This is a genomic window from Runella aurantiaca, assembly GCF_003339505.1.
GTDB lineage: Bacteria > Bacteroidota > Bacteroidia > Cytophagales > Spirosomataceae > Runella > Runella aurantiaca.
This window is the reverse complement of the sequence record NZ_QPIW01000001.1, coordinates 119,351-132,340: the sequence shown is the minus strand read 5'-3', so window position 1 is coordinate 132,340 and position 12,990 is coordinate 119,351. Positions and strand designations below refer to the sequence as shown.

Genomic DNA, 12,990 nt, shown 5'->3' with positions numbered 1-12,990 from the left:
GTTATATGGTGTTCTAACACGCAAACTCCCCGGGAAGTTTAGGCCCTTTTGCATAATCTACGGGGATTTCACGGCTTTTAATTAATTTTGGGGAAGATAAATCGTATTTGTTACCTTCTGAACTATGCCAAACGCCCCGCTTTCCTCCTCGATACAAACTGTGTACGACCAACAATACGTCAATTCTGATGCGCAATGGCGTGAGATTGGCGCGCGTCAAAAAGCGGATGACATTATAAAGTTATGTCAAAAATTTAACTTTAAAAAGGTGCTGGACGTCGGAGCCGGCGACGGGGCGGTATTGAAAGAACTCGACAGCCGTGGATTTACGGAAAACTTGCACGCGGTAGAAATCTCTGGTAGCGGCATTGAAAAAATCAATGAGCGTCAGTTGAAATCGTTGCGAGAAGTAAAACTGTTTGACGGTTATACGATTCCCTATGAAGATAAAGCGTTCTCGTTGGCGACCTGCTCACACGTCATTGAGCACGTGGAGCATCCGCGTTTGTTGCTGAGAGAGATTGCCCGCGTATCGGAGTATCAGTTTTTTGAAGTTCCGATTGATTTTAGCATGTTTGTAGACCGCAGAATAGACCATTTTCTTTCCTACGGACACATCAATATTTACACACCCGCACTCTTTAAATTCTTACTAAAATCAGAAGGATTTGAGGTCATAGACGAATTGTTTTTGTTCTTCAGCGACGAAGTCGTCTCCTACCTAATGAAAGACTGGAAGCAGCGGTTGGTGTACAAAACAAAGGCGTTTTTGCTCAACAATTCCCCTTTGCGTCAGGTAAAACCGAATGCGTATGCGGTTTTGTGCAAACACAAAGGCGAAGGGGTAAAGATATTTTAAAAACAAAACTTCCCGAAAGTATGAAACTTTCGGGAAGTTAGCTTCTGGTAGTAAAAGCAAAAAATTGGCTTACGCTTTCTCTCCGCAGAATTCTTCGAATGCCATCACCAAATGTTCCGCAATCATTTTGGCATTGCGACCTTCGATATGGTGACGCTCAATAAAATGCACCAATTCATCATCCTTAAAAATAGCAATGGAAGGAGATGAAGGAGGATAAGGCAACAGATACTCACGCATTTTGGCGGTGGCATCCTGGTCAACGCCCGCAAATACCGTCACCAAATTGTCGGGTTTTAGGTCGCTAAACGCCAACGCTGCTTTTACGCCTGGGCGGCAAGCACCCGCTGCGCATCCGCAGACCGAGTTTACCACCACGAGCGACACTCCTTTGGCATTGGCCATGAAGTTATCTACGTCTTCGGCGCTCTCAAGTTGTTGAAATCCTACGCTCGTCAGATCTTCTTTCATCGGAGCTACTAAGTGAGGAGGATACATAATCAGATTACAGTTTTAAGTTTACAGTTTTTTAATAGTATACAACCCTTCTCTAGGAAGGTTTTACAAAAATCCAAGTTCAAGTTTGGCTTCTTCACTCATCATATCCTGTGAGTAAGGCGGATCCCAAGTCAACTCTACACTTACGTCATTGACGCCTTCCACTTCCCGAATTTTTTGTTCAATTTCGGCAGGTATCGTCCCCGCCGACGGACAAGACGGCGACGTAAGGGTCATTTCGACGTAGACGTTGTTTACGGGGAATATTTTCAGGTCATAAATCAGGCCCAATTCCCACACATCCACGGGGATTTCGGGATCATAAACCGACTTTATGGCTTTGACAACTTCTTCTTTTAATTCTGATTCGGTCATTTCTGTTGGGGTTAATCGTAATGAACGCTGAATGCAATTGCATCAACTAACTTTTTCGGACGCACGTTGCGCAAACTCTTTCATTCGGGCAATCATCGAAGCCAAGCCACCAGCCCGCCGCGACGTAATGATGCTACTCATGCCTATTTTATCAATAAAGTACAAATCAGCATTGGCAACAACTTCGGGCTTTTCGTCCGACAATATTTTAATCAAAAGACTCACTAGGCCTTTGCTGATTTGCGCCGTCGGTTCGCTGTCGGCTTCAAAATGCACCACATCGCCGCGCATTTCGGAGTGCAGCCACACTTTAGACTGACACCCGCGAATCAAGTTTTCATCCGTTTTGTATTCTTCCGCAATGGGCGAAAGTTTTTTACCCAAGTCAATAATATACTGTGTTTTGTCCAACTGGTCGTCGAACAATTCAAAATCTTCAATTAACTCGTCTTGTTTTTCGTTGATTGTCATTCTATTTTGCCTAAAGGTCTCGATTGATGTCGTATCATTAATACGGTGATTACATCATTTAAATAACTATAAACTATTCGGTATTTTCCAACAAATATCTCTCTGATAAAACGAACTTCTTTTTCAGGGTTCATCTTTCCCATTTCGGGAAATTTGCTCAAAAGATGCAACGCATGATCTAATTCCTCAATCCAATTCTCTGCTAAGACGTCAGAATCGCGCATTAAATAATAAACTACATCACGAAAATCCTCCTTTGCAGGCTCAGACCAGCTTATCGCTTTATCCATTCTTTTGCCTGATTCATGATAAAATCGTGCGAGTACACCTGTCCTGCTGCAGCCTGCTCCAACGCATCATCCAGTTTCGCAATCACGATAATTCGTTCAATAATTTCATCGACACTCACTCTTTCGGGCAAATCCCTCAGCGATTCAATGACGCTTTCTGTTCTGATCGTTGTTGATAACATTGTATTATGATTTAGCTCAACATCTTTTTAACTCTCTCCAAACCTACGACTAATTTATCAATTTCTTCTTTGGTATTATAAACCGCAAAGGAGGCTCTGGAAGTTCCGGGAATTCCGAGTCGCTGCATCAAAGGTTGGGTGCAATGATGCCCCGTCCGAACAGCAATGCCCTGTTGGTCCAGAATTACGCCCACATCCTGCGGGTGAATTCCTTCCATCACAAACGAAATAACGCTCACTTTCTCTTTAGCCGTACCCACCAATCGTAACCCTTCAATGCTTTGCAGGGCATCCGTACCATAAACGAGCAGTTCATGCTCGTAGTCTGCAATCTGCTTTTTACCAAGCGTTTCTACGTATTCAACGGCCGTATAGGCCGCTACTACATCGGCGATATTGGGCGTACCGGCTTCAAATTTATAGGGCAAATCGCTGTAAGTAGTTTTGGCAAATGTTACTTCTTTAATCATCTCGCCCCCACCACGGTACGGTGGCATGGCGTTAAGAATGTCTTTTTTGCCATACAACGCGCCCATGCCCGTAGGGCCATAGAGTTTGTGTAACGAAAATACGTAAAAATCACAATCCAATGCCTGTACATCAATGTCGATGTGAGAACTGGCCTGCGCGCCGTCAATCAGCACTTTAGCCCCCACTGCGTGGGCTTTTTCAATGATTTCAGCGACGGGGTTGATGGTTCCGAGGGCATTGGAAACGTGAACGATCGAAACGAATTTCGTTTTCTCAGAAAGCATCTTTTCGTATTCATCCATTAGCAATTCGCCTTCGTCATTGATAGGAATCACGCGAAGCACACAGCCCTTTTCTTCGCACAGCATTTGCCAAGGCACAATGTTGGAATGATGCTCCATGGTGCTGATGACGATTTCATCGCCTGCCTTCAAAAAGGTTCGTCCGTAGCTTTGAGCAACCAAATTGATACCATCGGTGGTGCCATAGGTAAAAATGATTTCCTCCACGTGGCGAGCGTTCAAAAAAGTCTGAATTTTATGACGCGACGCCTCAAAGGCCGACGTGGCTTTTTCGGCTAAATGGTGGATTCCTCGGTGAATGTTGGCGTTGAAATGCTCATAATAATGAGTCAGGGCATTCAAAACGGAAAATGGTTTCTGGGTAGTAGCGGCATTGTCAAAGTAGACCAACGGTTTTCCGTTGATTACTTCGTTTAAAATGGGAAAGTCCTGCCGAATTTTTTGGATATCAAGCACTTTGTGGAAAATTTGTGGTGAGTAATTCCCGTTAATCGTCAACGAAATAGTAAAGTAGCCGACATTAACGTTGTTGTATTGAAATAAAACACACAAAATTAGACTTGAGTTTTATAAAGTCTAAATAAAAAGCCAACCGTTGGTGTAAAAATCATTTTTTGCGTCATCTAATCGTGTTATATTGTTTATGTTTTTAAACTAAAACCGCAAATACCATGGTCAATGCCAAACACTTAGCTACGTTTATTCTGGGAGCCGCTGCCGGGGTAGCATTACACAAATATTTAAAAACAGACGAAGGCGAAAAAATGGTCGAAGACCTTAAATCTAAGGCGGGTGACCTAAAAACGGAGGCCGAAGACTCCCTTGAAAAGATTCCGGAGTATTTCGAGCAGCTCAAAAACCAGGGCTCCGATACCCTCAAAAAATATTCACCTGAAATCGAGAAAATTCTTCAGGATTTGCTCGACAATATCCGAGGCAAAGGCGGCTCCACTCCCACCTCCACGCCTCCTACCCCTTAGAGCAGGGCACAAAAAAAGTGGCGCGACCGTAAGGCGCGCCACTTTTTTTAATATTCAGCGTTGATTACGCTTCAGCTACTACATTTACCGTTACGGCATGTTTCACTTCTTTGTGAAGGTCAAGCGTAGCTTTGTAAGTACCGATGGTTTTTACGTCTTCAACCGTGATTTTCTTACGGTCAACGTCAAATCCTTTGGCTTTGAGTGCTTCCGAAATTTGGATGCTCGTTACACGACCAAAGATTTTGCCGCTATCACCCGCTTTAGCGGCGATTTCAACGGTCATTTCACCGATGGCTGCTGCCAAATCTTCGGCGTCTTTTTTGATTTTTTCGGCCTTGTGAGAAGCTTGCTTCAAGTTTTCGGCCAATTGCTTTTTGTTGGACTCGGTCGCCATCACCGCAAATCCCTGCGGAATAAGATAGTTGCGACCATAACCGGCTTTCACCTCTAAGATATCATTCTTATATCCTAGTCCGGCAATATCAGTTCTTAAAATAACTTGCATCGTCAGTTTTCTCCTTCCGTTTTTACTTTAATTGATCAGCTACGTATGGCAATAATCCCAAGTGACGCGCACGCTTGATGGCTTGCGACACCTTACGTTGGTACTTCAAAGAGGTACCTGTCAGGCGGCGAGGTAAAATTTTACCTTGCTCGTTGATCAACTTCAAAAGGAAGTTAGGATCCTTGTAATCGATGAATTTAATACCGGCTTTCTTAAAGCGGCAATACTTTTTGCGATTTTGATTACGCTCGATTGGTTCGTTTACTAGTGTCATTATGCGTCGCCCTCCTTAGCTGTTTCGGTTTGTTTTCTTCCAACTAATCCACTGCGTTTGCGCTCGGCATACGTTACGTGGTGTTTTTCCATAGCTACCGTCAAATAGCGCATTACGCGCTCATCGCGACGGAATTCAGTCTCAACGACTTGAATCAAAGAAGGCGCAGACTTGAACTCAATGAGGTGATAAAAACCTGTGTTCTTGTTCTGAATTGGGTAAGCCAATTTTTTTAGGCCCCAATTTTCTTCGTGTACGAGCTCCGCACCGTTGTCGGTAAGGATTTTGCGGAACTTCTCAATGGTGTCCTTCATCTGTTGATCAGATAAAACGGGAGTTAAAATGAACACCATCTCATACTGTTTTGTAAACATACTGAGAATTGTTAAATGGTTATACTAATGAACTCATTGTAAATGAGGGCGCAAAGGTAGCTTTTTTTGAAGATACTACAAAAAATAGTATAGAAAATTAGGCAACCCAATGTACTAACGGCTTGTCTGTTAGCAAATAGTCGATTTACAAGAAAACAACTATTTCGAAACTTGATATGTCGCAATGCTCCTGCTCGTGTAGATGGGGTTATCCTCTTTCATCCATGATGAATTCAAACCCTGCAACCCAAGATTGAAGTTCATACAGCCATCAAAACAGGCAAAATATAATTTTTTGGTCTTTTTTTACGAAACACTAAGAAAAAAGGCCGTTGCGTGTCTTTAGTTAAGAAGTGCTCCGTGAAAAAACCTTTTCCCGTTTTTCCAATCACTCAGATTCATTTACATCTAACAAAAAAACAGTCTTATGAAATTTGAAACGCTCCAACTGCACGCAGGACAAGCCCCCGACCCGACCACCAATGCCCGCGCTGTCCCCATTTACCAAACGACTTCTTTCGTTTTTAACAATGCCGAACACGGGGCTAATCTATTTGCACTCAAAGAGTTCGGAAACATTTACTCCCGTATCATGAACCCCACAAACGATGTCTTCGAAAAACGCATAGCGGCGCTCGAAGGTGGGGTTGCGGCATTGGCGACGGCTTCAGGGCATTCGGCACAATTTTTAGCTATCAATAATATCACAACCGTCGGTGACAATTTTGTTACTACTTCCTTTCTGTACGGCGGTTCTTACAATCAATTCAAAAACTCGTTCAAAAACATCGGCGTTGAAGCCCGTTTTGTATCGGGCGATAAAGTCGAAGATTTTGAGAAATTGATTGACGAAAAAACCAAGTTCCTTTACTTAGAAACCATCGGAAATCCCGGCTTCAATGTCCCTGATTTTGACGCATTTGCCAAACTGGCACAGAAATACGACTTACCCATTATCGTTGACAATACCTTTGGAGCAGGCGGTGCCATTGCGCAACCCATCAAACACGGCGCGCACATCGTGGTAGAATCGGCAACGAAGTGGATCGGCGGCCACGGTACTACCATGGGAGGGGTGATTGTCGATGCAGGCACCTTTAACTGGGGCAACGGTAAATACCCTCAATTTACGGCTCCGTCGCCTAGTTACCACGGATTGGTACTCAACGATGTCTTTGGCATCGGCGGTCCTTTTGGCAATATTCAGTTCATCATCCGCGCCCGCGTGGAAGGCTTGCGCGACTGGGGCCCTTCGCAATCGCCATTCAACTCATTCTTGTTGCTGCAAGGCTTAGAAACTCTTACGCTAAGGGTAGAGCGCATCGGCGAAAATGCCCAAAATCTGGCAAAATGGCTACAACAACACCCTGCCGTTGAGAGCGTTAATTACTTAGGACTAGAAAGTAGCCCGTACCATGAACTAGCGAAAAAGTACCTTACGCGCGGCTTTGGCGGCGTGCTTTCTTTCAAGCTAAAAGGCGATAAAGCACAGGCTGAAAAGTTTGTAAACAGTCTGGAATTAATCAGTCATTTGGCCAACGTAGGCGATTCCAAAACGCTCATCATTCACCCCGCGTCTACCACACACTCTCAACTTTCTGAAACAGAGCAAGTTACGGCGGGAGTTGACCCCAACCAACTGCGTATTTCGGTCGGCATTGAACATATCGACGATATTAAGGCCGATATTGAGCAAGCATTAAGCAAGTTATAAGCACAAACTTTTTAATTATAGGTGGGTTAAATAAAAAAGCTCCAAATCGCTGATTTGGAGCTTTTTATTTGGACATACACACTTTTATTTGGACATACACACTCGAATTACCTCTTTCTCGTCACAGTGTACCAAAGCTAAGTTTCGTAGATACATTTTAATGATTTCCATAGTTTTTCTCGCCCGCCGTCACCGCAATGGATAAGCGATTTTGCTTGGGTGGCAACGGACAGGTGGCAAAAGTCGTAAATGCGCAAGGCGGGTTGATGGATTTATTAAAATCCAGAACGGTGATTCCTCGCTCGTTTGGCTTTTCAGCGTACAAAAAACGCCCTGCTCCGTAGGTTTCTTTACCACTGGTTTTATCGGCAAAAAGAATAAACAATTGTTCTTCACTTTCTACGGCATCCAAACGGTGTTCTTTTCCGTCAATCGTAAAAACCAATGTACCGGGAGATGTTTGGAGCGATGTTTGACCCGTTACATCCGTAATCGCGATTTTTTTATCGGCGATCGCTGGCTCTAGTTTGGCTTCTATACGCCATTTGGGGTCAATTGAGTACGTTTTTACACCAGCAAAATGCTGTAATTCTGGACTTTCTAAATCGCGAAGGCGAATACCAAATTTAGTCCCGCGCTTAATCACAAACCACCGCAAAGAGCCACTTTCGAGTACGATATTGTGGTCAGAAGGAAAAATTTTAAGCGAGGTGACGGGTTCTTTATTTACCGACACCCTCGCGCTTGGTTCAATATCGACCCAAACTTCGCCGTTTTTGAGGGTAAAATAGCCCAGCAAGGGCGCGCTCTTCCCCGCTGGAAAGACCACGTTGTTTTTAGCATCGGCTCCGAAACTGTTCTTTCCCAATTCCAACCAAAACAGGCCCGCCAAATTTAGCCAACCATTCTCGGCTTTGAGGCTTTCAACGCGTTTTTGATGCCAAGTCTTAAGGTCATTTACGTAGGTGTTATCGTCAGAAATCCGCTGAAACCCCGTCAAAATCAAGATTGAGAACAGGCAAAAAATAAGTTTAGAATCTAAAGAAACTTTCATTTCTGATTAGGTTTAAGAATTGCACTTATAAACGAGTATTCAGACGTACAAAATGCAAAAATTGCGTGTCAATTAAAAATGAACAGTGGCTCAATTTAGGTATTAGTAGATAAGTCTTATTTACCCAAATAATCGTGCAATTTTAACCGCCTTTTCAATTTCTTTATCGGATACAACGTACTCAAAATCACGGTCAACGTAGTCGTACACAATGCGACGGTCGGCGTTAATCACAAACGTGGCCGCCAAAGGCACATCTTCAGAAATACCCGCAATGCGATCCCAAACGGGTTCGTATTTTGAATAAACGCCCAACGCTTCGCTGATTCTGTTTTCATAATCTTGCACTATATTAAACCCAAGGTCATGTTCCTGAATCGTGTAGACGATGTTTTTACAGTATTCCGTAGTCAGCACGAGCAAATTTCCACCAAGCGCACGGATACGCGGATAAATACTGTTGAGGAGTTTTAAGTGGCGCTCTCCGTACCCATTCCAGTCGGGACTGTAAGTACTAATCACCAACGGCCCATCCTCCAATAACTGATGAAGATACATCGTACCTGCGGTCTGCAAGGCCGATGGAAGATGCTGCCAAACGCCTAGCTCCAAATTGATACGAACCACGGGAATGGTGTCTCGATTTTGTAAGGGTTGAATTTTTTGATACAATTTTGGCAACGAAGAGATAATGTAGTCTTCTCCCACAATTTTAATGATTGATTTCATTTTGTGTATTTTTTAAGGATTCTCAAAATATAAATGAGGTCAATATTTGTCTACTTTTTCTATCTATTAAATGATTTAAATGACAAAAAATAATAAAGAGGAGACAAAAGCAAAAATGTTGATTTGTATGGCTTTAGTGTGCTTTTTTATGCTTACGCACGTCCAAATTCTGAAAATAAAATAGCCGGATGGTATGGGCGCTTTGATAGCGATTTCCTGCTCCCAACTGCTGATAAACGTTCATATAACCCAATTGAAGGTTGGAATGAGCGCCAGTTTGGTAGGCCAATCCCGCAAAAAACCGATTTTGGTCAAAGGTATTATACACTATTTTTCGGCTGAGATTGACAAATATTTCGTCGTTAATCGCCACAAAAAATGTTTTCGGAACAATCCCTTTTTTACTTAAAGGAATATTAAGCATATAATTAAACCGCAGGCGGGCATCAAAACGATAACCGGCGGCCAGCTCGTTATCGTTCTTAATATTTCGTCGCCAGCGCTCTTCCAAGCGTAGCCATTGCATGGTACGTACCTTACCGTATTTGGTGTGGAGTTGAAGCTGCTGCCATATTCTGTGTTCGGGCATAGATACGTTGGCATGGCCTTCTTCGGGAAAATGATTAATAAAATTGTAACCGTTGGTCAGTTTAAAATCGTCGGTTAAATAGTACATCAACCCAGCCCGAAATAAAAATTTTGACGGCTCCCCCACAAAACCATCAGTAGTGCGAAAATGCACATCAGTCCAAAGCCCCCACTTATCACTCAATCGGGTTTGATTAAAAAAACCCAACCAAAGCTGCTCACTGTTTTTAACCTGTTTGGTAACCTGACCGTACCCCACCAAACCTAAAGCACTTATTATCAATGACAAATATATTTTTTTCACATTATTAAACTTTAAAATACAGGCAGAACATTCAGTATACGCAAGGCAATAAATATAGTTTTTTACACCATTTGTTTGACTTTCACCAACCCCGTAATCGCTTTTAGGCGCGCAAGTAGGCTATCCAAACGTTCGTTATTGTCAAGTTTTATACTTAATGAGCCCTGAGAACGAACGCCATCTGCTTCAAACTTGGCACTGATGATGTGTCCGTAATCGGCAATAAAACGAGTGACTTCTTCGACAAAACCTACGCGGTCAAAACCTAATATTTCCAAATGGGTAAGGCGGGTGTGATGATGTGTTTGTGTTTGCATTGTCTTGGCTGTTTAAAAGGTTAAATTCTGGTAACGATCAAAAGCTGCGTTTTGATAAGTGTCAGGCAGTTTTGAACGTTATTAATAAAACTACCTGACAGCAAATTAGTTATTTAATTAAAGAGTATATCTCAAGGTAACGCCGTAGGTACGTGGATCTCCCAAAATACCCCCAATTTGGCCTGCGCTACCCGGTGCCACCAAAAGCTGCTCGTAATAATCCTTTTTGCCCAAGTTTCTACCCCATACAAAAAACGAAATGCCATTGGAAGCCCTGAAACCCACTCTGCCATTAACTAAAGCATAACCTTCAATATCTAAAAATTGGGAAGGCGAAGGGCTTGAAGAAAACGTAGAACGATAGTAGACATCAAGGCCACCGAAGAAGTTGCCTTTTAACCCCAACAAATTACCTCTTCCCGTAAGTTCAGTACCAAACGAACCCGCATATTTTGAAATCCCAGGCAGTACACCACCCGAAATATCTTTAAATGCCCGGTCTCCGCCTACTTCTTCAATGGGTACGGGTGCGTTGGTAAACTTTATGTATTTACCATCCGTGTAAGCAAAAGCACCCGTAAAGGTCACGTGATTATTCACTCTGATGTTACCGTCTATTTCCAAACCAATCACCCTTACTTGTTCGGCATTGGCCAAATACCCTCGGTTTACGCCCGGCTCAGGCGTTTGCACTTGCGTTTGATAATCTTTTATGTCGGTAGTATGAAACACAACGTTCAACACCGAGTTGGCTGATGGTTTGGTTTTGATACCCAACTCAAAATGAGAAACCGCTTCTGGTTTTACCGTTGCCAGCTCAGTCAAGACTCGGCCACTGGCCGTCGGCAAGCCTCCCACATTTACCCCAATGGGTTTATAGCTGAGTGAATACGTGCCAAAAGCATTGACGTTTTTATTGAATTTGTATTGTAAGGTCAACTGACCCGAAAAATTGCCTTCAGAAGCATCTATATCAAAGGTTTGGTTGCTGTAAACCCCGTTTTTCAGGGCCAACAAAGCGGGGTCGGTCGTAGTCAAACCACCATAAGTTACTCGGCTGTAGTTGGCTTTTTTGGTGTCATTGTTGTATCTGACCCCAGGCAAAACGTGCAATTTGTCAGTAATCGCCCAATCGGCCTGCGCAAACAATGCCACACTCGAACTCTTTATCCCGTAGGTGGTTTTGATGCCAAAGTTGTCAAACAAACCGGGTGTTTTCCAAAGAGCACTCGTGGAGCTTTGGGCAAAACGCCACTGTGCCGAGCCCGCTTCTTCGGTGTGAACAGGGTCGGTTCTTAAATCCTGCCACAAGCCAAAGGCACCAATTACGCCGCTTATTTTGTCATTGATTTGACCCGAATACCTGAGTTCTTGGGAGAATTGGTCATGGGCAGAGGTTCCAGCAGAGACAGAAAAAGAATTTAAACCCGTGTAATCACGGTCGTTCAAGGGATCCCATTTCCAATATCTCCAAGCGGTGGTAGAAGTCAAGGTCCCTTTTCCAATCTTAAAATCAGCATTCAAAGATAATCCACCCAATTCGTTACCTGCTTTTGAAGGAGTATCTAAGTCCAATGTCCTTTCAAAGGCACTTTTATAAGGAAGTTGGTAATTTAAATCAGCAATAATAGCATTAAATTGACGGTAGGCAGCCCGTTTGGTCGTCACTACTTTGGCCACGGGCCATCCGTACCCCACGGGGTTTTGATCGGTAACATCGGCAATAAACGTAATATTTATCTTGTCGGTAGGTTTGTATAAAAACTGACCTCTCACCCCAATATTATTAATATCATTGATATTGGTTTGGGTACGGGTATTGTATAATAAGCCATCTCTTTGGGTACCGACAAAAGAAACCCTTGCCGCAAGTTTTTTGCTTAAAGGCCCAGAGAGCGAGGCTTTTGCCTGAATGTATCCATAGTTGCCATAGCTTAGTTCAAAGCTGGCGGTGGGGTCAAAACTTGGCGCACGAGACGTTACATTAAATGCCCCCGCCGTGGTGTTTTTGCCAAACAATGTTCCCTGAGGACCACGCAGCACTTCTACCTGGTCGATGTCAATAAAATCAAGTGCCGTAGCCGCTGGGCGGGCGTAATACACACCATCGACATAATACCCAACCCCGGGGTCGATACCGTCGTTGGTCAAGCCATAAGTAGAGCCTAATCCTCTGATATTGAGCGTTGTATTCCGTGCATTTGATGCATAAAACTGAACCGTAGGCACCAATTCTTTCAAACGATTTACGTTAAAAGCACCTTGGTCTTCTACCGTTACGCCTCTGATTACCGTAATCGGAATCGGAATATCCTGTACCGCTTCTTGGCGACGGCGGGAGGTTACTACCACATCCGAAAGTTGATTGGCACTTTCTTCGAGTTTGATTTCTACTTTGCTGTCACTAATCAGAACTTCTTTTTTTAAATAACCTACCGACGATACAAGGAGGATGAAAGGAAGTTTTTGACCCGTAATCAGCGCAAATTCCCCGTTCACGTCGGTTGCTGCGCCGTTGGTCGTGCCTTTGATGGATACCGTCGCGCCTATCAAAGCAGCTCCGCTGCGGGCGTCAAGGATTTTTCCAGATACCGTCGCATTGATTACGGGCGTATTTTGAGCGGATAAAAAAGAAGGAATAAAAGCGAAAACAACCACAAATAACAGGCTGATTAAATTGGGGAGGAAGAAATTTTTCAT

The 12,990-nt window shown here is 43.5% G+C and carries 17 protein-coding genes; 3 read left to right on the top strand and 14 right to left on the bottom strand.

Annotated elements, in window-relative coordinates; translation table 11 throughout:
- Positions 1–124 precede the first annotated feature (124 nt).
- Positions 125–859 (top strand): class I SAM-dependent methyltransferase, encoded by a 735-nt coding sequence (locus DVG78_RS00610; protein ID WP_114459143.1) that lies wholly within the window; start codon positions 125–127, stop codon positions 857–859.
- Positions 860–928: 69 nt separating this feature from the next.
- Here the strand turns inward: DVG78_RS00610 and DVG78_RS00605 are convergent, their stop codons facing one another.
- From DVG78_RS00605 to DVG78_RS00580, 6 genes are all read right to left on the bottom strand, one after another.
- The gene (locus DVG78_RS00605) at positions 929–1,357 is read right to left on the bottom strand and encodes a BrxA/BrxB family bacilliredoxin (protein WP_114459142.1); all 429 of its coding nucleotides are present in this window, start codon (positions 1,355–1,357) and stop codon (positions 929–931) included.
- A 63-nt stretch (positions 1,358–1,420) separates the two neighbouring features.
- On the bottom strand, positions 1,421–1,732 hold the full coding sequence (locus tag DVG78_RS00600) for an SUF system Fe-S cluster assembly protein (protein ID WP_114459141.1): 312 nt from the start codon (positions 1,730–1,732) through the stop codon (positions 1,421–1,423).
- 42 nt (positions 1,733–1,774) lie between these two features.
- On the bottom strand, positions 1,775–2,203 hold the full coding sequence (locus tag DVG78_RS00595) for a SufE family protein (RefSeq protein ID WP_114459140.1): 429 nt from the start codon (positions 2,201–2,203) through the stop codon (positions 1,775–1,777).
- Positions 2,200–2,493, bottom strand: a complete 294-nt coding sequence (locus DVG78_RS00590) for a type II toxin-antitoxin system RelE/ParE family toxin (protein WP_114459139.1) — start codon at positions 2,491–2,493, stop codon at positions 2,200–2,202. The genes DVG78_RS00595 and DVG78_RS00590 overlap by 4 nt, the downstream gene beginning before the upstream one ends.
- Positions 2,478–2,675 carry a hypothetical protein gene (locus tag DVG78_RS00585; protein WP_114459138.1) on the bottom strand — a complete coding sequence of 66 codons (198 nt, stop codon included), beginning with the start codon at positions 2,673–2,675 and terminating at the stop codon, positions 2,478–2,480. Before DVG78_RS00585 ends, DVG78_RS00590 begins: the two co-directional genes overlap by 16 nt.
- Positions 2,676–2,686: 11 nt before the next feature.
- Positions 2,687–3,904 carry a cysteine desulfurase gene (locus DVG78_RS00580; RefSeq protein ID WP_199563172.1) on the bottom strand — a complete coding sequence of 406 codons (1,218 nt, stop codon included), beginning with the start codon at positions 3,902–3,904 and terminating at the stop codon, positions 2,687–2,689.
- A 215-nt stretch (positions 3,905–4,119) separates the two neighbouring features.
- Here DVG78_RS00580 and DVG78_RS00575 point away from each other — a divergent pair, with 215 nt between their 5' ends.
- Positions 4,120–4,428, top strand: a complete 309-nt coding sequence (locus DVG78_RS00575; protein WP_114459137.1) for a YtxH domain-containing protein — start codon at positions 4,120–4,122, stop codon at positions 4,426–4,428.
- 64 nt (positions 4,429–4,492) lie between these two features.
- On the opposite strand, the gene rplI is transcribed toward DVG78_RS00575, so the two are convergent.
- Genes rplI through rpsF form a run of 3 tightly spaced genes read right to left on the bottom strand, consistent with a single transcriptional unit; the run spans position 4,493 to position 5,584 of the window.
- On the bottom strand, positions 4,493–4,936 hold the full coding sequence (gene rplI / locus DVG78_RS00570) for a 50S ribosomal protein L9 (RefSeq protein ID WP_114459136.1): 444 nt from the start codon (positions 4,934–4,936) through the stop codon (positions 4,493–4,495).
- 22 nt (positions 4,937–4,958) lie between these two features.
- Positions 4,959–5,210: a 30S ribosomal protein S18 gene (gene rpsR / locus DVG78_RS00565; protein WP_013930944.1), complete on the bottom strand. Its 252-nt coding sequence runs from the start codon at positions 5,208–5,210 to the stop codon at positions 4,959–4,961.
- Positions 5,210–5,584, bottom strand: coding sequence for a 30S ribosomal protein S6 (gene rpsF, locus DVG78_RS00560; protein WP_114069875.1), 375 nt, complete (start codon positions 5,582–5,584; stop codon positions 5,210–5,212). Before rpsF ends, rpsR begins: the two co-directional genes overlap by 1 nt.
- Positions 5,585–6,011: 427 nt before the next feature.
- Between rpsF and DVG78_RS00555 the strand changes: the two genes are divergently transcribed.
- Positions 6,012–7,298, top strand: a complete 1,287-nt coding sequence (locus tag DVG78_RS00555) for an O-acetylhomoserine aminocarboxypropyltransferase/cysteine synthase family protein (RefSeq protein WP_114459135.1) — start codon at positions 6,012–6,014, stop codon at positions 7,296–7,298.
- A gap of 157 nt (positions 7,299–7,455) precedes the next feature.
- Here the strand turns inward: DVG78_RS00555 and DVG78_RS00550 are convergent, their stop codons facing one another.
- The 5 genes from DVG78_RS00550 to DVG78_RS00530 form a co-directional block, all read right to left on the bottom strand.
- Entirely contained in the window at positions 7,456–8,352 is an 897-nt protein-coding gene (locus DVG78_RS00550) for a DUF1684 domain-containing protein (protein WP_114459134.1), read from the bottom strand.
- 120 nt (positions 8,353–8,472) lie between these two features.
- Entirely contained in the window at positions 8,473–9,081 is a 609-nt protein-coding gene (locus DVG78_RS00545; RefSeq protein WP_114459133.1) for a redoxin domain-containing protein, read from the bottom strand.
- A 133-nt stretch (positions 9,082–9,214) separates the two neighbouring features.
- Complete coding sequence (locus tag DVG78_RS00540; protein WP_229598089.1) at positions 9,215–9,973, bottom strand: DUF2490 domain-containing protein; 759 nt, start codon at positions 9,971–9,973, stop codon at positions 9,215–9,217.
- A gap of 62 nt (positions 9,974–10,035) precedes the next feature.
- Entirely contained in the window at positions 10,036–10,290 is a 255-nt protein-coding gene (locus DVG78_RS00535) for an ACT domain-containing protein (RefSeq protein WP_114459132.1), read from the bottom strand.
- 117 nt (positions 10,291–10,407) lie between these two features.
- The gene (locus DVG78_RS00530; protein ID WP_229598088.1) at positions 10,408–12,990 is read right to left on the bottom strand and encodes a TonB-dependent receptor; all 2,583 of its coding nucleotides are present in this window, start codon (positions 12,988–12,990) and stop codon (positions 10,408–10,410) included.

Bases quoted from the DNA above. Each gene is read 5' to 3' on its own strand.
- DVG78_RS00590 (WP_114459139.1), bottom strand. From the start codon at position 2,493: ATGGATAAAGCGATAAGCTGGTCTGAGCCTGCAAAGGAGGATTTTCGT.
- rplI (WP_114459136.1), bottom strand. From the start codon at position 4,936: ATGCAAGTTATTTTAAGAACTGATATTGCCGGACTAGGATATAAGAAT.
- DVG78_RS00550 (WP_114459134.1), bottom strand. From the start codon at position 8,352: ATGAAAGTTTCTTTAGATTCTAAACTTATTTTTTGCCTGTTCTCAATC.
- DVG78_RS00605 (WP_114459142.1), bottom strand. From the start codon at position 1,357: ATGTATCCTCCTCACTTAGTAGCTCCGATGAAAGAAGATCTGACGAGC.
- DVG78_RS00545 (WP_114459133.1), bottom strand. From the start codon at position 9,081: ATGAAATCAATCATTAAAATTGTGGGAGAAGACTACATTATCTCTTCG.
- DVG78_RS00595 (WP_114459140.1), bottom strand. From the start codon at position 2,203: ATGACAATCAACGAAAAACAAGACGAGTTAATTGAAGATTTTGAATTG.
- DVG78_RS00530 (WP_229598088.1), bottom strand. From the start codon at position 12,990: ATGAAAAATTTCTTCCTCCCCAATTTAATCAGCCTGTTATTTGTGGTT.
- DVG78_RS00600 (WP_114459141.1), bottom strand. From the start codon at position 1,732: ATGACCGAATCAGAATTAAAAGAAGAAGTTGTCAAAGCCATAAAGTCG.
- DVG78_RS00575 (WP_114459137.1), top strand. From the start codon at position 4,120: ATGGTCAATGCCAAACACTTAGCTACGTTTATTCTGGGAGCCGCTGCC.
- DVG78_RS00555 (WP_114459135.1), top strand. From the start codon at position 6,012: ATGAAATTTGAAACGCTCCAACTGCACGCAGGACAAGCCCCCGACCCG.
- DVG78_RS00535 (WP_114459132.1), bottom strand. From the start codon at position 10,290: ATGCAAACACAAACACATCATCACACCCGCCTTACCCATTTGGAAATA.
- DVG78_RS00610 (WP_114459143.1), top strand. From the start codon at position 125: ATGCCAAACGCCCCGCTTTCCTCCTCGATACAAACTGTGTACGACCAA.
- rpsF (WP_114069875.1), bottom strand. From the start codon at position 5,584: ATGTTTACAAAACAGTATGAGATGGTGTTCATTTTAACTCCCGTTTTA.
- rpsR (WP_013930944.1), bottom strand. From the start codon at position 5,210: ATGACACTAGTAAACGAACCAATCGAGCGTAATCAAAATCGCAAAAAG.
- DVG78_RS00585 (WP_114459138.1), bottom strand. From the start codon at position 2,675: ATGTTATCAACAACGATCAGAACAGAAAGCGTCATTGAATCGCTGAGG.